The following is a 21,097-nucleotide window of genomic DNA, read 5'->3' on the forward strand; positions in this document are numbered from 1 at the left end:
AATCCTCCTACTTAGCTTATATACAAACTCTCATTAATCGTTGAAACGATGTTATCAATCATGTCACCAAAATCACGCTTTAACACTTTGTAACCGCCCGATTTTTTAAATGGTTCTTCAGAGAATGCTTCTTCTGCTGTTGGAGCTAGCACAGGTACTTTTAATAATTGCTTTTCAATACGCTCTAACCATTTCTTTTGTCTTGGTGTCCAATTATGAAGTGAATTTACCTTTTGCATCGCCTGTTTTATTCGTGTCTCATGGTCTAGAAGTGCTTCACCCAATGCAGCTTGGCGAATAAAACTTATAATATCCGCTGCGATTTCTTCACTCTTTGTGTGTTTCCACGCTGTTTGCAAATGCGATTCTTTATATCCCTTTGTTTCTAATATGGTAATGAGCTCCCGTAAATCCTTTTTTGTTAAATCCTTTGGTCGAGTACATATGAGTTGTAACGCAGGAATTTGATTCATATTGTCTCGAATAAAACTCTCGAATCCATCCAGGTAGTCTTCTGGTTTGCTGTTTCCTTCACCGTATCCTCGAATTACTTCCGTCACTCTATCGGCTTGATTGGAGATATATCTTTTTTCTCCTCTTACTCGATACGCTTCCACAAATTCGAATAAAACTTGATGTTCTTGAGCTTCATGCGGCGAGTAATGCTGAACTTCTTTTGCCCATTCATCGATGCTTTTTCCATTAGTCAGCTCTTCAAACTTCTGTTTCCCCTCTTCATTCAGCCGCTGTTTACGGCGCTGAATTTTTGCGATTAATTGGTCACGGTAGAAATTGGCTTCTTCTTCAGTTGATGTATTTGTAAATGAATCAAATAATTGTCCTATACTGTAGTTCTGCTGCTTTACAACTGGTTTCATCTCTGTATAGGCTTTTAGTTTGTCATAAATTCCAACTGCATCATAAATATTAAAATGCGTTTTACCTATATCCGGACAAAGACGGGTGGCACGCCCCATCATTTGTTCATACAAAATACGTGATTGTACTCGCCGTAAAAAGACAATGTTTGTAATGGCAGGAACATCAATACCTGTTGTTAATAAATCTACAGTAACTACAATATTAGGCAGTAGCTCATTTTTAAAACGCTTTATCGCTTCTGATGGCTTGTAGATGGAACCAGTGATTTTCATAATGGCGTCATCTTCAACCTCATCACCGTATGCTTGGAACGCTTCTTTCAATAAACGAACTACTAAATCGGCATGTTGGTCAGTTGCTGCAAAAATAATTGTCTTTTCCTTCCCCGTAGGGTCGATGAATTCAGTAAGCTTCGTTAAGATAGCACGATTAAACGGTTCAGTAATGACGCGTTTGTTAAATTGCTCTACTTCAAAGTGGACCGTATCCTCCATTTTTTCTAACTGAATTTCACCTTTATCTACATTGTAAACCTCTACCTCTTCATCTTTATCGAATGTAATACCAATTTCGGAAAGTTCTGTCTTAAATACATAAGGAGGTTCGTGGTCCACCAAATATCCATCCAATACAGCCTCACTGTATGAATACTTAAATATCGGCATCCCGAAAATATCTGTTGTATGAAGTGCAGGAGTTGCCGTAAGACCTACACATGCTGCATCAAAATATTCAATCACACGACGATACTGGCTAATATAATCATTCTGGTCACGGAACTGCAATTCTTCTTCAGACATTTCACGGTCACTTGTGTAACCCCTATGAGCTTCATCAACGATAATAAAGTCATATTGTCCAACACTTGGTGTATTTTCATTTACATTATTGAATAGTCGATGAACCATCCCTTGAACAGTCGCGATATGTACTTTGGTCTCCACATCAGGAGTCATATCTTCAAGTGATTTCACATCATAAATATCCGTAAATGAATAGCCTTCAATTTTTGTATCTTTCAAGGAATCACTCGTTTGTTCACCTAATGAGTTACGGTCAACTAGGAAAAGAATTCGACGACATTTCTTCGTTTTAATTAAACGGTACATGAGGGCAATAGCTGTTCGGGTTTTTCCCGTTCCTGTAGCCATTGCTATAAGCATTCTTCTATTTCCTTCAATTAACTCTTTCTCCACAGCCAATACTGCTTGCTGTTGGTATTCCCTCAATCCAAACTTTGATATGTCTTCTTCCTCTAGCTGTTTGTTCGCATCTTGGTTATCCTGGCTAAGAAGAAGTTGTAAATCAGCAGGAGAGTGCCACCCTTCAAGTGGTCTTGCATACTCTAGTGGTTTTCTTGAATCCCAGAACCAAATCCCTGACTCTTCTTGAAGCTGTCTTAAGAAAGGACGACCATTCGTAGCATATAAAAATGGAACTTTGTATTCACCTGTTGAAGGTGTAAACTTTTCATTTTCAATTTTAATGATATTCTTAGCGTAAGTTTTTGTTTGACTTTCCAGAATCCCAGGAATATTCTTCTTTTTAGCTTTAGCTTCAATTAAACCAACAAGGTTCGTTCCAACAAACAATGCATAATCGGCTCTCCCGCCAACAACCTTCCACTCAGCAATCGCCATATTGCGATTTTTTTCTGGAAGTGTTCCATTATTATAATAATTTAATGTTGGCGTATCAGCTTCCCAGCCTGCTGAGCGCAATTTCTCGTCTATGATGGCACGGGTTTCAGCTTCAGTTAATTGGTTACGGCGTATAAAATTCTTCGATATTTTTTTACGCTCTTGTTTTACATCCGTTGATTCGGTCTGTGCTTGTTCACGAACCCTTTCTAATTCTTCTTCAAGCTTCTTCACTTTTTCTTCATACTCATTTTGAAGCTTTTCTGTATCAATTGATACTTGTTCTTGTGGTTCTATGTAATCAGGTGCTTGGAAGTCCCAATCCCCGTATACTTCCATGAACCATATGGATAAACGAAATGCTAAGTGCAGTAAAACTAACGCTTCTTCTGTTTCACCATAATCCGCGCGATGCGACGCACGGTTCCCTTTAAGGCGAAGCCTATCAAATATGTCGTAAAGTTCAGGTTCAAGAAGACCTTCTCTTCTTAATGTATTAATGCGGTCTACCTGATTCGTTCCATATACTTCTTTAATATTTTCTGCTGCAAGAATGAACTTTGTGAGTGTCTCCGCAAATAATCGGAGCTTAAATATTGTAGTCTGAGGGTCGTGATATAAATTATTCTCCGCTGTCTCCCCTAAGTTAGCAAGCACATCCCATTTCCCACTAAAAAAAGAAAAGTTGCTAGTCATTGGTATCACCATTTTCAAAAGGTTTATTTATGAATATTGTACCATGTTTATACAAAAAATGGTGGCTATTAGGATAGTCATTCCTTTTATGCCACCAACAAAGCCTTAACGAGCGATTTTAATTTTTAATGTGAAATTTCTTTTCTATTATCAATGCATTCTTCCAGTTTTGTGAATTTCAACCTAAAACTTGGAACATTATAAAGAAACACTTTGGAACCCTGTGAAATTTCTCTATTATCATACGAATTTAATAAAACACCACGACATAAAATCTTGTTGCTTCTTTGAATTTGACTCTTTCTTGCATTCAATTATCTTCTATCACTGATTCTCTTTAAAATCTTGTTTGTTTGGAAATTCCATTCGCCTTTTTGACTTTTTTATTTTTTTGAACTCCTCTAGTTTCTCTTACAATGGTTAAAATACTTTTCATCATTAGATACGGTACAATTAGCGTATATACAATATAATAAAAACCAGATTTAAATAAGACATCTGTATCAGCGTCTTGTATAAATACATATGTCATATAATCTTCACCAATAAAGTGCCCCATAAAATTAGCAAATTGCCTTGTAGCTATTGCAAGACATCCTAGGTAAAATAGAAAATTAAAAAATTTTGATTTAGCTCGTGTTAAATACATTAATACCGTAGTAACCACAAATCCTATATAAATATATATCTGATATACTACCGACATCCCAATTATAAAATGTGCACCAATAAAAACAAATATTAAAAGTGCAATTACTAACGCTATTTTTATAATGCCCATTCCGATAACAGTAGAGCTATCATCATTTACCCAATATCCCTTGCTTTTTACATAACCCCGCTTTTCAAGTTCTATTTCAGCCTCGTAATCCCCAAAACCAGAATATTCCATTAATTCTTCATCAAGTTCGTCTTTATAATAATTTTTCTTTGACATTCAATATCTCCTCTGCAAAAATGATAAACACTTGAAAAACCTTCAATAACACCCTTAGCTATTTGATTTGCTTTTTGGTAGCATTAGATTTTCTGATTTAATGATTTCTTTACTGATTACCCTTTAGTTTCTTCATCCTAATGTATGCTCAATTTTTACTTATGGTACCGTATCCTCTTCTTCTATGGTTGTCCATTACTTAACTCTAAAAACTCTCCATTATTAGTCTGAATAATGATTCGGTTTTTGATAACAAAGTAATCTGTGATATCGGATTTAATTAAACTAGATTCATTATTTGCTAAATCGAATAGGTAGAGAGACAAATTATCATTTATGAGTAAATAATTTTCATCAAACAAAGTTGTTTTCATGGCAGCTTCATAACACTTTACTTTTTTAGAAGGTGTGATAATCACACTTTCATCTTGCTTAGTTTTCACTCCTATTACCCAATTGCTATCATCAACATAATCGAATCCAAACAGCTCTTTTACATCTTCACTAGTAATTTTGATAAATGATTCGGTTGGATTATTAGGGATAATTTTTTCAAAAGAATCTTTGTCTTTATTAAATGTGAAAACATCATTATTAAACAAAAAAAGTTTATCAGCATTTATTTCTATTGAAGAATTTCTTTCAGTTTTTGAATAATTGTCTGCATAAGACGGTAGTGCTGTATAGTGAATAGACGTTTTTCCTGAATTTGTTTCTTTAACAATAAAATAGACTAGCCCATCTTTAATTGCCATATCTATTACTTCCATATGGTTATCGTGAAGATAAATATCAAACTCGTTTTTTTCAAAAGTTTCTAAGTCAAAATAATAGAAAGCTTCTTTCTTAATAGCATTTTTCGTATATATAATGTACCGCTCATCTGGTGATATAGTAGCACTATTAATATGTTCATCAATAACGAATTTTTTTGGAATCTTTTTATCATAATAGCTCAATACACCGTTGTAATTGTGAAATAACAAATAATTCTCACTAGAGCCAATCAAAGTAGCTGCGGTATTTTCATAGTTCGCCTCTTTAATGAACTTAAAATTGAAATTCTCAGAACCAATTGTTACATTCCCTTCTTCCAGTTTTAAATTACTAAATGGGTCTTTAAAACCAGTGTCCTGGGGCAATTTATTTTCTTGATTTTCAGGGTCATCTTTTTTACACACGAGAATTTCTTCAGGTTTAGAAGATTTTTCTGATTGTTTGTTATTAGCTACCTCTTGTGCTTTATTCTCACCTTGGGCTTCTATTCCCTTCGCTTTTTGTGCTTCAGCATTAGAATCTTTTGTACTATCTGCAGTTTCATTGTTATTACTGCATCCAGTAAATATAACTAGTATGGCTAATAACAAAATTAATGTACGTTTCACACGCTTTCCTCCCATTTCCAGTTGTGAAATTCCCTCAAAAATAGGCAGGAATAAACCTGCCTTGGAATAACATTCATTTTTTATAGATTACCTTTGAACTTTTACATCCGATATGATAATAGGAACATATCTTTCTTCCTCGTTTTCATCTCCAGAAGGAATATTTGAATCAATGAATATCGTTGTGTTTTTTACTCCACTCACATCAACACTTACTTCTTCTAACGGTGTATCAGACTTTATTTGTTTAGAGAATAGAACTTCTCCAGTTGGTTTAGTTTGACCTTCCTCAAAAGAGAAATCATCACCGTATACATATACATCATACTGTTGGTTTGTTCTACTTTCGTTTTGTGCTGCTCCTAATTGAAATGAAAGTTCATCGTATCCTCCAACTACATACTCAAAATCAGCAAAACTATCCGTTCCTACTCCGTGACTAGAAAACGGGTTAGTCAATTGAATAGCATCGTAGACCCTTGTTCCACTTGAATCAATAAAACCTTCTAATGTTTTTTTATCTAAATGTCGTTTGTTTTCTTGCTCGAAATTGGTTATTATCGCTTCATTCATTTCTTCACCTGTATTTTGATTAATAGCAAACAATTCATTTCCAATTGTAAAATTGATAGAATGTATGCTATTTTTACCCAAAGGATAAGCTAAATCGATATTTTGAACAAAATCTACAGTAGTTCCTTTATAAAAAGTATCGCCTTTGTTGTCAGTTTCTAATTCAATAATTTCACTTATCCCCATTTCTGGTTGAAATAGTATAAGTTCGGGTTTTCCTTCGATATCCTTTTTGAATTCGATATTACCTACCAATTGAAGAGTTTTAAAGGATATATCCATTGGTTCTACATATTGAATAGTTATTTTCATATCCTCATTTTCTCTAATGAATGCTTCTTCTTTTTTCTCCTCTTGATTAAACTCAATTCCATTTAATTTAACCACTTTTTCTGTTTGTGGAATTTCGATTGTTTCCATATCTTCCTCATTGAAATTTCCATTAATATCATTAAATAAACTTAAATCCACTCTCACAATCTTTCTTCCCTCTACATTATCCTCTGATTTATAAATATGATATTCTATATCATCAAATTTTCTAATTTCTATTCTGTCATCATCGTCTAATATAAAATCATTACTATCGCTTAATATTACCCTCATTTGCGTTTCAGTATTATCTGCTTTAGTTAATTCACCTTGATGCTTTAATACAACATCGAATGTTCCCTCTTCATTTTGTCTGTATCCATAAAATTCAACAGAACCTACTTCATTTTCATACATTAACACTTCACTTTTTGTTAATTCCATTTCTGAAGTAGTCCAAATCATATCTTCGACCTTTTCTTCTGTATCGTTATGACTTGTACTAACTTCTTTCACTTCTTTAATTTCTTTTTCCTTTGGATTTTCAGTGGTTTCTTGACTACAACCTACAATCGTAATTAACATTAACAAGGAAAGCATTTTTAAAAAATAAGTCATTCGTCCCTTTATCCCCCTAATATAAGTAAAATTAACAAGAAAATTTTATCACAAACTAACGAATAAATGTCACAAAAATAAGAAATTCATCTTATAAAATTACAGTAACTGCTGGGTAGAAGCTACCCAACGAATTCAAGAACAAGCAAGATAGGTTCTGAGTAAGTTATCCATTGAAATGAAACTTATCGAGGCAATCGGGCTTGGAAGAGGATGTTATTATACATTATCAAAAACAATTAAAAGACGATATCACATATCTTCTAGTCATAGTAGATGATGAAGCTATAAAAATGAGAATATTAACTATTGAGGACCTAGTGCTAAATCCATTTTAGAGAAAGAATAAGGACAAATGAGGACATTAACTTTAATTATCGAATAGTATAGAAGAAATGATGGACATGGAGTTTTCTTAGACTCTAAGCCATCATTTTTTCACTTTCAAATTTTTATTCTATACATCTGTTTTGATTAATTTTTAAGGGACCCACTTAACTATTGTTCATATTGAGCTATTTCAATGCCGATTCCATTCGCCTAGGCATGCATTATTACATTAGTAGAACTACTAAGAAAAAACATGCACTTTTTTATTGAATTGGGTCAAAACCCATGCCTTCAAACATATCATAATGTTTCAAGCGAAGTTCTGATAATGTTTGTTTTTGCTCCTTCACTATTGCATGAAACACATCTAATAAATAATCTTGTTTGTTCATACAAAAATGCAGTGAGATTTCTTGAAATCCCACTGCATCTATTCTCGTAAATAAATGTTTTTTCCTACCTAGATATCTAAAATAAGAACAGCTTCGCAACCTTTCCTATTCACTCCGATTTCTTACCTCTCCCAAAGTACAACTCAAGTGCTTTCAAAAATGCTTCTTCAATTTTCATCGTTCCATAAGATTCTTTACCCAACTTTAACGGAGAAGACGACTGGCTCATGGCTGCATCACCTCAATGACACTATATGCATGTGTCATTAAGGGACTACCCTATAAAGTTTTTTTCCATAACTAAATGTTGATTTATCAAGGTTAATTGAAGTTTGCAATCACTACGCATCGCATTAGAAATATGGTTCCGAACCGTTTTTTCACTTATAAACAATTCACCAGCGATTTCCCTTGTTGTTTTATCTTGTACTAACAATTCGAATACTTCTCTTTCTCGTTTGGTGAATAACGGCTTGTGAGTATATTCATTCTCCTTCAAGTATTGTAACCCTCCTTGCCTTTCGCCAGCTATGAACCGCGGGATGGGTATATATTTAGTCACCATATCATATGTCAGCAAAACAGCCGAAGTGACTATATTTAGTGAAAGGAGAAAGTTATTTTCAGGAAATGTGCCACTGTGCCGCTAGGCTCGTACTCTAACCCCGCTTTTCAGCATTTCCTTCATTTTTTCGGTCCAAGGCACACCCTTGCCTGTCACCTTTGATATCTGCACCATCGTCCCCCTGCCGGTGAAGCAAACTGAACCGTCTGATTTCCTGCCCATATAATGAAGATCAACAGAAGAATTCCCTATTGAAGCAGCTTTTACGTATATTAGTATCTCTTCATCAAAGAAAACCTGGCTGATAAAATCGCATTGGAGGTCTGCTACAACTGGTATGGTTTCATTATCATGCTTTACCCAGTCCTGCATAAAGCCCTTGCTTTTGAAGAATTCAATCCGTGCTTCTTCATAATATGTAAATGGAATGGTATTGTTCAAATGCCCAAACATATCAGTTTCAGAAAATCTGACTTTTACTGGATGAAAGAAAATGAATTCTTCTTCCCATTTTTTAAAATCGTCTATATAGCTCAATTTTTTCATGCTGGTTCCTCCCAATTATTTATGAATGAGCATTCACTCTGTTGTATTTTATTATAGTGTTTTTTTAATTATTTGAAAACCAAAACATAAGCATTCAGCTTGGTTTGTTTAATTATAAAACCCCTCTCCAAAAGGAAAGGGGTTTTATCAAGTTAGATCTGGTCGCTTCCAAAGAAGTTTTTGAAAGACTGGAATGTTGTATCACGGTTTAGCGCCGCAATGGATGTTGTTAAAGGAATGCCTTTCGGGCAGGACTGTACGCAGTTTTGAGAGTTTCCGCAATTGGCAAGTCCGCCATCACCCATGATTTGCTCCAGACGTTCAGCTTTATTCATTTCACCAGTTGGGTGAGCATTGAACAAGCGAACCTGTGATAAAGGAGCCGGTCCGATAAAGTCAGATTTGCTGTTAACATTCGGACATGCTTCCAGGCAAACACCGCATGTCATGCACTTTGAAAGCTCATATGCCCATTGGCGCTTTCTCTCAGGCATACGCGGTCCCGGTCCCAAATCATACGTGCCATCGATCGGAATCCATGCTTTAACCTTTTTAAGGGAATCAAACATACGGCTTCTGTCGACCTGCAGGTCACGGACTACAGGGAACGTGCGCATCGGCTCAAGACGGATTGGCTGTTCCAGCTGATCTACAAGTGCTGTACATGACTGGCGTGGCTTTCCATTAATAATCATTGAACAAGCACCGCAGACTTCTTCAAGGCAGTTCATATCCCATGCGATTGGGGTAGTATTTTCACCCTTCACGTTAACGGGATTACGGCGAATCTCCATAAGGGCTGAAATAACGTTCATGTTCGGACGGTAATCAATTTCAAACTCTTCCTGATAAGGGGCTGAATCAGGAGTATCCTGGCGGCTGATTACAAAACGGACTGTTTTAGTTTTTGTTTCTTGCATGGTTTAGTTCTCCCCTTTCTTTTTGGAATAGTCACGCTTACGCGGTGGAATCAAGCTTACATCAATGTCTTCGTAATGGAATGCAGGAGCGGAATTTGCATCAACAAACTTTGCCATTGTTGTTTTCATGAATTCCTCATCATTACGTTCAGGGAAGTCCGGCTTATAGTGTGCACCGCGGCTTTCATTCCGGTTATAGGCACCAATTGTAATAACACGTGCCAATTGAAGCATATTCTGCAGCTGGCGCGTAAAGCTTGCACCCTGATTGCTCCACTTCGCAGTATCATTAATATTAATGTTTTTATAGCGCTCCATTAGTTCAACAATTTTTTCATCTGTTTTCAAAAGCCTGTCATTATGGCGGACAACCGTTACATTGTCTGTCATCCACTCACCAAGCTCTTTATGAAGGACATATGCATTCTCAGTGCCATCAAGAGACATGATATTATTCCATTTTTCTTCTTCCTGTTTTACATGGCGGTCAAATAAAGATGATGGCAGATCTTCAGCACTCTTATCTAATCCGCTGATATACTTGACAGCATTCGGGCCTGCTACCATACCGCCATAAATGGCTGATAGAAGTGAGTTGGCGCCAAGACGGTTGGCACCATGCTGTGAATAATCACATTCACCCGCTGCAAACAACCCAGGAATATTTGTCATCTGATCATAGTCAACCCATAATCCGCCCATTGAATAGTGGACAGCAGGGAAAATTTTCATCGGCACTTTACGAGGATCTTCACCCTGGAATTTCTCATAGATTTCAATGATTCCGCCAAGCTTAATATCAAGCTCTTTAGGATCTTTATGGGAAAGATCAAGATATACCATGTTCTCCCCATTAATGCCAAGCTTCTGGTTAACACACACGTCAAAAATTTCACGCGTTGCAATATCACGCGGCACCAGGTTTCCATAAGCCGGATATTTCTCCTCAAGGAAGTACCATGGTTTTCCACCTTTATATGTCCATACTCGCCCGCCTTCACCGCGTGCAGATTCACTCATTAGGCGAAGCTTATCATCCCCAGGGATAGCGGTTGGGTGAATCTGAATAAATTCCCCATTTGCGTAATAAGCACCCTGCTGATAAACGATTGAAGCCGCTGAGCCTGTGTTAATGACAGAGTTAGTGGATTTTCCAAAAATAATTCCCGGTCCGCCGGATGCCATAATAACTGCATCTGCAGCAAAAGACTTAATTTCCATTGAAGTCAGGTTCTGGGCAACGACACCCTTACAGGCTCCGTCATCATCGATGACAACCCCTAGAAATTCCCAGCCCTCATACTTTGTCACTAATCCTGCCACCTCATGGCGGCGGACCTGCTCGTCCATTGCATAAAGCAGCTGCTGTCCAGTTGTAGCACCGGCAAACGCAGTACGGTGATGCTGTGTTCCACCGAAGCGGCGGAAGTCAAGCAGTCCTTCAGGTGTGCGGTTAAACATAACACCCATACGGTCAAATAAATGAATGATGCCAGGTGCAGCCTCTGCCATTGCTTTTACAGGCGGCTGATTTGCCAGGAAGTCCCCGCCATAAATTGTATCGTCAAAATGAATCCACGGAGAATCGCCTTCCCCTTTTGTATTTACCGCTCCGTTGATGCCGCCCTGGGCACAAACAGAGTGAGAACGTTTAACCGGTACCAGAGAAAATAATTCAACCGGAGTCCCAGATTCTGCTACTTTAATTGTCGCCATCAAACCGGCTAGTCCGCCGCCGACAACTATAACTTTTCCTTTACCCATCGTGACTCACTCCCTTAATACTTGTAAGAAAAGCGCGAGCACCCGCTTACCGGCCCCTTGTGGACTTCCGAAGGCGTTTACTCTGCCAAAAATGCTGCATTTTGCCTTGCGCTTCCAATGATGCGGAGCCGGGCAGCTGCCCAATTCCCTTTTTATCCGATCAAGTCTAATAATCTCTCATATCTATTAAATAAATGCTGTCAGAGCACGTACGCCAACAATAGATAGTGCAATGAAAATTCCGATTGTTACGTAAGTGGAAATAACCTGTGAACGAGGAGATACTGTAAGCCCCCAGCTGACAAGGAATGACCAAAGCCCATTAGCAAAGTGGAAAATTGCAGAAATGACTCCAATAATATAGAACCAGAACATAAATGGATTAGATAGGATGTTCTCCATCATCTGAAAGTTAACTTCTGCTCCAAAGGCAGCCTGCACACGTGTTTCCCAAACATGCCATGCAACAAAAACCAGCGTAATGACACCGGAAACGCGCTGAAGCATAAACATCCAGTTGCGGAAATATCCGTATCTGCTTGTGTTATTTTTCGCAGTAAAAGCAATATAAAGGCCATAGATTGCGTGGAACAGCAAAGGTAAATAGATTACAAATGTTTCAAGGAATATTCTAAATGGAAGACTTTCCATAAAATGCGCTGCATTATTAAAAGATTCCTCTCCCCCTGTTGCAAAATGGTTCACTACAAGGTGCTGAACCAAAAACAATCCAACTGGTATTACTCCAAGCAATGAATGCAATCTGCGATTAAAAAACTCACGATTACCTGCCATAAACTTTCCCCCCTGATTTTAAAAAAACGATGCTGAGCCCCCGCTCAGGACATCATCTCGAAAATGTTATTCATTTTCTTACAATTATGTGACATGTCCATTTTACTCCCAAGATAATAGAGCGTCAAGAAAACGGATACATAAAATGTTCCATATTAATAAAATTTTTAAAAAATATTAACAGGTTAAAAACATATATTATTCTGCGGTTCAATATGACCTAGATGCTGGTCTCCAGTATACTGGAATAGTAATTATTTCTATGCAAATCGTTCTATTTTTTCACGAATTGATATTAACTCCCACAGCATATTGTATATAATAGAATCATAGAAAGAGGGGAGACTATTGAGCGAATTAGCATCTGCGAAATCCACTAATGAAGATCACATACAGTCAGTACCGGTATTTGGCTATGAACTAATCCGGGAAGTGCTTTTGCATGACCTTTTAGGAAATGAAGCACCGGAAATTTTATATTGGGCCGGAAAAAGGATCGCACGCATGTATCCTCTTGAAACAGCCGGACAGATTGCCGAGTTTTTTATAAACGCCGGCTGGGGAAACCTTTCCATCGCAAACGAATCGAAACATGAAATTGAAATGGAATTATCAAGCCAGCTGATTGCAGACCGCTGCAAAAAGAACAATAACTGCACCTTTCAGCTTGAGGCCGGATTTATAGCCCAGCAGATTGAATTTCAAAAAGAAGTTATTTGCGAGGCATTCGAACATCCCCGCAAGAAAACCGGCAAAATCCTTATTACGGTGAAGTGGGATAAAAAGGATCTGGCTGAGTAACTTCTCATATGTATAAACAATAAGCTATCAATGTATGATAGCTTATTGTTTATATCTTCGGAATTAAGCCTTAACCGCAGAAACAGACAGCTTGAATGCCTCATGTAAAGCATCAACTGCATCAATCATTTTGCTGTTTTCAACAACCGCTGATACTTTAATTTCTGACGTGCTTACCATTTTCACCTGAATTTCATTCGCTGAAAGCACTTCGAACATTTCTGCAGCCACACCCGGATTGGAAATCATGCCTGAGCCGACAATCGAAACTTTGGCAAGCCCCGATTCCCACTCAATGCGGTCATAATTTAATTGTTCTCTATGCTTTTCCAGAACTTTCACTGTATCCGTCAGATCTTCATTCTTGATTGAGAACGACAGGTTAGTTGTCTGGGCTTCTGTCATGCTCTGGATAATGATATCAACATTAATATGATTTTTGGCAAGCGCCGAGAAAATAGTAGACAGCCCAGTCAGTGAATTAGGAAGACCAATAATCGTTACCCTTGTTATATCATCCTCAAAAGCCACACCGCGCACGACTAAATTTTGTTCCATTTTTACTTCCTCCTCAATGATTGTTCCATCTTCCTTTTCAAGGCTTGAACGCACTTCAAGCGGAAGTCCATAGTTTTTAGCGAATTCAACTGCTCTTGGATGGAGCACACCAGCCCCCAAATTGGCCAGCTCAAGCATTTCATCATAGGACACAGAATGTAACTTTCTGGCATTCTTTATAAAGCGGGGGTCGGTTGTAAACACACCGGTAACATCCGTATAAATATCACATTTATCAGCTTTAAGGGCTGCAGCCAGTGCAACAGCTGTTGTATCAGACCCGCCGCGGCCAAGTGTGGTGATGGAACCATCTTCGGTCATCCCCTGGAAACCTGCTACAATCACAATTTTCCCCTGGTTTAATTCCCCCTGAATGTTACCTGGATCAATATTCACTATCCTCGCATTGCCATGTACTGCTTCTGTCTTAATACCTGCCTGCCACCCTGTAAAAGAAACGGCGGGATGCCCTTTTGCATTTAATGCCATCGCTAATAAAGAGATGGTCACCTGTTCTCCGGTTGTAAGCAGCATGTCCATTTCCCTTTTATCTGGGGAGGGGGAAATCTCCCTTGCCATGCCAACCAGCTGATCAGTCGTTTTGCCCATTGCAGAAACAACCACAACAACATCGTTTCCCCGGTTTTTTTCTTCAATTACCCGATTGGCGACATTTTGAATTCTGTCTACAGTCCCCACGGAGGTGCCTCCGAATTTCTGCACAATGATTCCCACAGCTTTCCCTTCTTTCTAAAGAACTCGTAATTTTATGATTTGCCGTCCTATGTAAGCGAAGCATAACAGTTCACTCTGCTGTATTTGACAATGGCCTTACATCTAAAATACCCCTTTTGGGCAATAAAAAAAGCAATGGAATAGTTTAACTATCCCATTGCTGTGCAGCCAAAATGTATAAGTGAGCAAACACAGTGAGATAGCTCTCCAGGACGGCAATGTCCTGACAATTCTGCATTTATTCAATGCAGAACCAGCAGAAAAAATGATGAGATTTTCTCCACTTCGGCGAACATACCCTTTCAAAGCTTTTCATGGAAGCCCATTCTTCTCCAAGCTTTTACTGATGAAGTTCGCACCTCTACCTTCACTTAACGATTAAGTCCAATAGTTCCGTTACCTTGTTTAAACTATATGGACATGCGCTTTATCGCTATAAAGTGATATTGATATAAAGTTTCAATAAGTATAACATGTCTGAATTTTTCTGTCTATATCCATTTAAGACTTGGAGTTTCCATTTTGTTCCTCAAGTTTCTGCTTTAACTCCTCAGCAACATTCGCAGGAATGCCTATTTTTCTAAATTCCTCAATTGATGCCTCTTTCATTTTCTTAACAGATCCAAAGGCCTTCAACAGCTGTTTCTTTCGCTTTTCGCCTATGCCCGGAATTTCATCCAGAATAGATTGAAAGGCACTTTTTCCACGAAGCTGGCGGTGAAAAGTAATCGCAAAGCGATGAACTTCATCCTGAATTCTCTGCAGCAGGTAGAATTCCTGGCTGTTCCTTGCAAGCGGAATAATTTGAAGCGGGTTACCATGTAAAAGCTGTGATGTTCTGTGCTTCTCATCCTTCACCAGGCCTGAAATCGGAATATCCAGACCAAGCTCATTTTCAAGCACATCCCGTACAGCTTCAACATGCCCTTTTCCTCCATCAATCAAGATTAAGTCCGGAAGCGGCAGTTCTTCTTTCAGTACCCTTGTATATCTGCGCCGGACTACTTCCCTCATGGATTCATAATCATCAGGACCTTTGACAGACTTTATTTTATATTTTCGGTACTCTCTTTTCTCTGGTTTGCCATCAATAAAGACGATCATGGCTGAAACAGGGTCCGTTCCCTGGATATTTGAATTATCAAATGCTTCAATCCGGTGAGGAGTATAAATTCCAAGCTGATCCCCCAGGTTTTCAACAGCTTTAATAGTCCGTTCTTCATCACGCTCTATTAAAGAAAACTTTTCCTGGAGAGCAATCTTTGCATTTTTATAGGCAAGCTTCACCAGGTCCTTTTTTTGCCCGCGCTGCGGCTTTAGCACTTTTACATCAAGAAGCTGTTCTGCCATGACTGCATCTATGGAATCAGGTGCCAATATTTCACGGGGTTTAAAGTGATTTGCTTTAGTATAAAACTGGCCGAGGAACGTTAGAATTTCTTCTTCCGGCTCATTATAAATCGGGAACATTGATACATCCCGTTCGATGAGTTTGCCCTGCCTGATGAAGAAGACCTGTACACACATCCACCCTTTATCAACCGCATATCCAAATACATCCCGGTCGGTAAAATCTGTCATTGTCATTTTTTGCTTTTCCATCGTTGCATCTATATGGGCAATTTTATCTCTGAGCTCTGTTGCTCTTTCAAAGTCCAATTCTTCAGCAGCCGCTGTCATTTTTGCAGTCAGGTCTTTTTTAATCTCTTTGTATCCGCCATTTAAGAATTTTGCAATTTCATCTGTCATTTGCTTATATTGGTCTTCACTTACTTCCTTTACGCATGGTGCAAGACATTGGCCTAAGTGATAATAAAGGCATACTCTGTCCGGAAGAGTTGAACATTTGCGAAGAGGGTAAATACGGTCGAGCAGCTTTTTTGTTTCATTGGCAGCCTGCACATTGGGATAAGGCCCAAAATATTTTCCCCTGTCTTTTTTTACTTTTCTGGTTGTAATCAGACGGGGATGGCGTTCGGCCGTCAATTTGATAAAAGGGTAGCTTTTATCGTCCTTCAGCATTACATTATATTTGGGATCATATTTCTTGATCAGATTCATCTCAAGGATCAATGCTTCCATATCTGAAGATGTGACAATGTACTCAAAGTCTACGATCTCATTAACAAGTCTTAATGTTTTTCCGTCATGTGAGCCTGTAAAATAGGATCTGACCCGGTTTCTGAGGGTTTTGGCTTTCCCCACATAGATAATGGTTCCCTGCCTGTTCTTCATTAAATAGCAGCCTGGCTGGGCAGGCAGAAGAATCAGTTTATTCTTTATCGTTTCATTCATGGCACTCCACCTCCCCGGTTAAAAATTTTCTTATTGAAAGGCTCTTCTAGCAAAGATTTTATCTAACATATATTTATTAAATTTTCATAACCACATGGTATGCAAGCTGGTCATGAAGATTAGTTTGCATAATAAAGACGGTGGCACTGCATTCCCATCTTATTATATCAGCTGGGAGAACTGCAGCATAACTGCTAGACACACATGATAAAAAAATCCCGATGTCCGCATGGGACACCGGGAAATTTCTTATAGATTAAGCATGCTTTGAAAGTAATTCAGCAAGAGCTTCTTTCGGCTGGAAACCAACCGCTTTATCAACCACTTCACCGTCTTTTAGAACGATCAGAGTCGGGATGCTCATTACGCCAAACTTTCCTGCTGTTTCCTGGTTTTCGTCAACATCGATTTTTACAATTTTCACTTTGTCGCCCATTTCAGAATCAAGTTCTTCTAATACAGGAGCGATCATTTTACAAGGGCCGCACCATGGAGCCCAGAAATCTGCCAATACTAATCCCGAACCAGTTTCAGCAGTGAAGTTTTGGTCAGTTGCGTGTGTAATAGCCATTTGATATGCCTCCTAAAATTTAACTCAAATACTAACGACAGTATATCACCGTTTATTCTATGTTGCGAATAATCTGCTCGATCGTAATTTACCCTGTTTGAGGAAGATTATTCTCTTACATTTGCTTTGGATATTATGTATAATGGGCGGCCAGCTGCCGCCCATTGGTTGAACTATTTTATGCGTTTACTTTAAGTTTTTTGAACTCTTCTGTCAGAAGCGGAACAACCTCAAACAGGTCTCCGACAATACCATAATCAGCTACTTTAAAGATATTGGCTTCCGGATCTTTGTTAATCGCTACGATTACTTTGGAGTTGGACATTCCCGCTAAGTGCTGAATAGCTCCAGAGATACCGCACGCAATATACAGATCTGGTGTTACCACCTTACCTGTCTGTCCAATTTGCAATGAATAATCGCAATAATCTGCATCGCAGGCTCCGCGTGAAGCCCCTACAGCTCCGTTTAAGACAGAAGCAAGCTCTTTTAATGGCTCAAAGCCTTCCTCACTCTTAACACCGCGGCCGCCGGCAATAATAACCTTAGCTTCAGATAAATCAACACCTTCACTCGCTTTGCGGACAACTTCCTTAATGATTGTGCGAAGATCTTTGATTTCTGCAGCAACAGAAGCAACATCTCCTGATCTTGATTCATCCTTTTCCAAAGGAGCTATGTTATTTGGACGAATGGTTGCAAACAGCAGGCCATCTGTCACAATTTTCTTCTCAAATGCTTTGCCTGAATAAATCGGGCGTGTGAAGACCAGGTTGCCGCCTGCTTCTTCAAGGCTTGTTACGTCAGAGATTAAACCAGACTCAAGCTTGGCAGCAATTTTAGGAGCAAGGTCTTTTCCCAATGCTGTATGTCCAAAAATCAGGGCATCCGGGCTCTCTGAATCAATTACAGCCATTAGAGCCTGTGAAAAGCCATCAGGAGTATACTGCTTCAGCTTCTCATCTTCAACTATTACAACACGGTCAGCACCGTAGTGGATCATTCCACTCGCTAAAGTGCTTACAGCATCACCAATTAAAACACCTACAACTTCTCCGCCTTCTGATGCAGTCTTTCCGGCTGCAACAGCTTCGAAGGATACATTACGCAATGAACCGTCACGGACTTCACCTAACACTAATACTTTTCTAGCCATATGTTTTACCCCCTGCGTTATTATTAATCAGTTATTGATGATCAGACAACTTTAGCTTCAGTATGAAGAAGCTTCACCAGTTCCTTAACTTGATCTTCCAATTCGCCTTCAAGAACTTTTCCTGCTTCTTTTTTAGGCGGCATATAGATTTCAATTGTCTTTGTCTTAGCTTCAACATCGTCCTCATCAAGATCAAGGTCGTCAAGCTCAAGCTCATCAAGAGGCTTCTTTTTCGCCTTCATGATTCCTGGCAAGGATGGATAGCGAGGCTCATTCAGACCCTGCTGGGCAGTGACCAATAATGGAAGAGATGTCTCAATTACTTCTGAATCCCCTTCAACATCACGCACTACTGTGGCAGAACTGCCATTGATATCAAGCTTAGTGATAGTAGTTACATAAGAAATGCCTAAAATCTCTGCTACGCGCGGTCCAACCTGTCCGGAACCCCCATCAATTGCTACATTTCCAGCAATGATTAAGTCAGCATCTTTGTCTTTCAAGAATTCGGATAAGATTTTTGCCGTCGTGAACTGGTCCCCATCTTCAATATCATCTTCTGTATTTATTAAAACAGCTTTATCGGCACCCATCGCAAGAGCGGTACGCAGCTGCTTTTCAGCTTCTTCTGTTCCCACAGAAACAACTGTTACTTCTCCGCCATTTGCATCGCGAACCTGGATTGCTTCTTCAATTGCATATTCATCATATGGATTAATGATAAATTCCGCGCCATCTTCATTGATTTTGCCGCCAGAGATTGTAATTTTTTCTTCAGTATCAAATGTTCTCTTCATTAATACGTAGATGTTCATGATTTCCCTCCTAGTAATTAAGCAGTGTCATATAAACAAAGCCATTAATTAAAACATTTCTTCACTTCGAAAGATTGAAAATATTTAATGCGCAGAAAGGTTCATCTGCTTGGAACTGCCCGCTTATATTAAAATTGAGCGGGCGCTCGCTCACAGACCACAACTAAAACAATGTATCTTCTGAAAATAAAATAAAACGCTTACATATCTATTATAATAGATTATTAGGAAGAATGTAATCTTTCAGCCCAAATCTTTTAATCTCTATTTTCCGGTAAAGTTTGGCTCCCGCTTATCAATAAACGCTGATATGCCTTCCTTTCCATCTTCGGATACAAATACTTCTCCGAACAATTCCGCTTCTTTTTTTACACCTTCGTAGAATTGTCCTGTTTTTCCGAAGTTTAATAGCTCAATGGCCGCCTTGATGGAGCCTGGGCTCTTTTTGGCAATTTTCTTTGCCATGTTAAAGGCATTTTCCAAAAGCTGCTCCTCAGGATAGGCATGGTTAGCCAAACCATATTGCACTGCTTCAAGCCCGGTAATTGGGTCACTTGTGAACAGCATTTCAGCTGCACGAGCAGCACCTACATAGCGGGGAAGCCGCTGAGTTCCGGCAAAACCGGGAATCAATCCAAGCTGAAGCTCCGGAAGACCGAGCTTTGCGTTTTCAGCTACAAGACGGAAATGACAGCCCATCGCAAGCTCCAGGCCGCCGCCAAGAGCTGCACCATGAATGGCTGCTATAATTGGCTTATGGAACTTTTCCATTCGCTCAAAGAGATTCTGTCCATATGCCGCTAAGCTTGAAAAATCTTCTCCGCTTTCAATAGTTGTAAATTCTTTTATATCAGCACCTGCTGAAAAGAATCTGCCTTCTCCGTGAATTAGGATAACTCTAACATCATTATTATCTTCAACTTCATCCAGGACAGCTGAGAGCTCTTTTAATACACCTGATGAAAGAGCATTCGCAGGCGGACGTTCAATTGTAATCGTCGCTACGAAGTCCTTATGGGTCCATTTCATGTATTCCATCCTATCCCTCCTACCATATTATTGAGCACTTTAACATTTCAAGGTCTTCCGCACCCGCTGATTAAAAGTTTATGAACAGGCTCTGCCAATGCAGTAAGATCATATTTCTGCTCATTCATTACCCAGGTGGTCACTGTTTCGTCCATGGTGCCAAAAATCATCTGGCGTGCCAGCCTGATGTCCAGGTCAGCTGGAAACTCACCGCTCTCCCTGCCTTCATCAAGAATCCTTTCCACTAAAGTGAGGTAACCTTTGAGCACCTCATTAATCTTATGGCGAAGGTCTTTATTGGACTGCCTTAATTCGAGCTGGGTTACAATTGCCAGGTGCTTGTCTTCCGAAAGCATTCTAAAGTGCGATTCTACCATCATTAATAGTTTCTCTGCAGCTTTCTCTTTTCCTGCAATTTTTTCTTCAATTTTCTCAACAAAGTAGCCCATTTTATCCTGAAAGAGGGATATTAATATATCTTCTTTGTTTTTAAAATATAAGTAGATAGTGCCATCAGCGACACCAGCCTGTTTGGCAATTTTTGATACCTGAGCCTGGTGATAGCCATTTTCAGCGATCACGACTACAGCCGCATCAATAATTTGCCGGTATTTTGGCTTTGTTTTTTTCATGTGGCTCCCTCCTTTCAGAATAAAGTGAAACTTCAATCAGTGGGGGTTTTCCTTATCCCCCAGTGATTGTTAGTTGAGGCCCACAGGAAGTGGGTCACAAAGACGTTGCCACAGGACGTGGCGTTCTTAGTCTTTGTTTTTCTTTTCGGG

At 38.9% G+C, this 21,097-nt stretch carries 18 protein-coding genes and 1 riboswitch; of the genes, 1 reads left to right on the plus strand and 17 read right to left on the minus strand.

Annotated features, from left to right (window positions below; translation table 11 throughout):
- Positions 1 to 11: 11 nt before the first annotated feature.
- The 10 genes from hsdR to BFI01S_RS16690 form a co-directional block, all read right to left on the minus strand.
- Positions 12 to 3,218, minus strand: coding sequence for a type I restriction-modification system endonuclease (hsdR, locus tag BFI01S_RS16650; RefSeq protein WP_061793609.1), 3,207 nt, complete (start codon positions 3,216 to 3,218; stop codon positions 12 to 14).
- Positions 3,219 to 3,555: 337 nt separating this feature from the next.
- Positions 3,556 to 4,155, minus strand: a complete 600-nt coding sequence (locus tag BFI01S_RS16655) for a hypothetical protein (RefSeq protein ID WP_061793610.1) — start codon at positions 4,153 to 4,155, stop codon at positions 3,556 to 3,558.
- Positions 4,156 to 4,337: 182 nt separating this feature from the next.
- Positions 4,338 to 5,540 (minus strand): C2orf78 family protein, encoded by a 1,203-nt coding sequence (locus tag BFI01S_RS16660; RefSeq protein WP_061793611.1) that lies wholly within the window; start codon positions 5,538 to 5,540, stop codon positions 4,338 to 4,340.
- Between the two features lie 87 nt (positions 5,541 to 5,627).
- The gene (locus BFI01S_RS16665) at positions 5,628 to 7,043 is read right to left on the minus strand and encodes an NPCBM/NEW2 domain-containing protein (protein WP_061793612.1); all 1,416 of its coding nucleotides are present in this window, start codon (positions 7,041 to 7,043) and stop codon (positions 5,628 to 5,630) included.
- Positions 7,044 to 7,636: 593 nt separating this feature from the next.
- Positions 7,637 to 7,798, minus strand: coding sequence for a hypothetical protein (locus BFI01S_RS23780; protein ID WP_156478347.1), 162 nt, complete (start codon positions 7,796 to 7,798; stop codon positions 7,637 to 7,639).
- Between the two features lie 241 nt (positions 7,799 to 8,039).
- Complete coding sequence (locus BFI01S_RS16670) at positions 8,040 to 8,264, minus strand: helix-turn-helix domain-containing protein (protein WP_061793613.1); 225 nt, start codon at positions 8,262 to 8,264, stop codon at positions 8,040 to 8,042.
- Between the two features lie 147 nt (positions 8,265 to 8,411).
- Positions 8,412 to 8,876, minus strand: coding sequence for an acyl-CoA thioesterase (locus BFI01S_RS16675; RefSeq protein ID WP_061793614.1), 465 nt, complete (start codon positions 8,874 to 8,876; stop codon positions 8,412 to 8,414).
- Positions 8,877 to 9,028: 152 nt separating this feature from the next.
- Positions 9,029 to 9,796: a succinate dehydrogenase iron-sulfur subunit gene (gene sdhB / locus BFI01S_RS16680; protein ID WP_061793615.1), complete on the minus strand. Its 768-nt coding sequence runs from the start codon at positions 9,794 to 9,796 to the stop codon at positions 9,029 to 9,031.
- A 3-nt stretch (positions 9,797 to 9,799) separates the two neighbouring features.
- Positions 9,800 to 11,560, minus strand: a complete 1,761-nt coding sequence (sdhA, locus tag BFI01S_RS16685; protein ID WP_061793616.1) for a succinate dehydrogenase flavoprotein subunit — start codon at positions 11,558 to 11,560, stop codon at positions 9,800 to 9,802.
- 186 nt (positions 11,561 to 11,746) lie between these two features.
- Complete coding sequence (locus BFI01S_RS16690) at positions 11,747 to 12,355, minus strand: succinate dehydrogenase cytochrome b558 subunit (protein ID WP_035330248.1); 609 nt, start codon at positions 12,353 to 12,355, stop codon at positions 11,747 to 11,749.
- A gap of 348 nt (positions 12,356 to 12,703) precedes the next feature.
- On the opposite strand from BFI01S_RS16690, the gene BFI01S_RS16695 reads away from it, so the two are divergent.
- Positions 12,704 to 13,156 (plus strand): YslB family protein, encoded by a 453-nt coding sequence (locus BFI01S_RS16695; protein ID WP_061793617.1) that lies wholly within the window; start codon positions 12,704 to 12,706, stop codon positions 13,154 to 13,156.
- Between the two features lie 63 nt (positions 13,157 to 13,219).
- Here the strand turns inward: BFI01S_RS16695 and BFI01S_RS16700 are convergent, their stop codons facing one another.
- The 7 genes from BFI01S_RS16700 to fadR form a co-directional block, all read right to left on the minus strand.
- Positions 13,220 to 14,449: an aspartate kinase gene (locus tag BFI01S_RS16700; RefSeq protein WP_061793618.1), complete on the minus strand. Its 1,230-nt coding sequence runs from the start codon at positions 14,447 to 14,449 to the stop codon at positions 13,220 to 13,222.
- A gap of 192 nt (positions 14,450 to 14,641) precedes the next feature.
- Positions 14,642 to 14,821, minus strand: a riboswitch (Lysine riboswitch).
- A gap of 129 nt (positions 14,822 to 14,950) precedes the next feature.
- Positions 14,951 to 16,744, minus strand: a complete 1,794-nt coding sequence (uvrC, locus tag BFI01S_RS16705) for an excinuclease ABC subunit UvrC (protein ID WP_061793619.1) — start codon at positions 16,742 to 16,744, stop codon at positions 14,951 to 14,953.
- Positions 16,745 to 17,000: 256 nt separating this feature from the next.
- Positions 17,001 to 17,315 (minus strand): thioredoxin, encoded by a 315-nt coding sequence (gene trxA, locus BFI01S_RS16710; RefSeq protein WP_035330252.1) that lies wholly within the window; start codon positions 17,313 to 17,315, stop codon positions 17,001 to 17,003.
- 178 nt (positions 17,316 to 17,493) lie between these two features.
- The gene (locus BFI01S_RS16715; protein WP_061793620.1) at positions 17,494 to 18,471 is read right to left on the minus strand and encodes an electron transfer flavoprotein subunit alpha/FixB family protein; all 978 of its coding nucleotides are present in this window, start codon (positions 18,469 to 18,471) and stop codon (positions 17,494 to 17,496) included.
- A 41-nt stretch (positions 18,472 to 18,512) separates the two neighbouring features.
- Positions 18,513 to 19,286, minus strand: coding sequence for an electron transfer flavoprotein subunit beta/FixA family protein (locus BFI01S_RS16720; protein ID WP_061793621.1), 774 nt, complete (start codon positions 19,284 to 19,286; stop codon positions 18,513 to 18,515).
- A 264-nt stretch (positions 19,287 to 19,550) separates the two neighbouring features.
- Complete coding sequence (locus BFI01S_RS16725; RefSeq protein WP_061793622.1) at positions 19,551 to 20,324, minus strand: enoyl-CoA hydratase; 774 nt, start codon at positions 20,322 to 20,324, stop codon at positions 19,551 to 19,553.
- A gap of 38 nt (positions 20,325 to 20,362) precedes the next feature.
- A complete protein-coding gene (fadR, locus tag BFI01S_RS16730; RefSeq protein ID WP_061793623.1) occupies positions 20,363 to 20,947 on the minus strand; it encodes a fatty acid metabolism transcriptional regulator FadR in 585 nt (194 codons plus the stop codon).
- Positions 20,948 to 21,097 lie beyond the last annotated feature (150 nt).

Origin of the sequence: Cytobacillus firmus NBRC 15306, from assembly GCF_001591465.1 — a bacterium.
Lineage (GTDB): Bacteria > Bacillota > Bacilli > Bacillales > Cytobacillaceae > Cytobacillus > Cytobacillus firmus.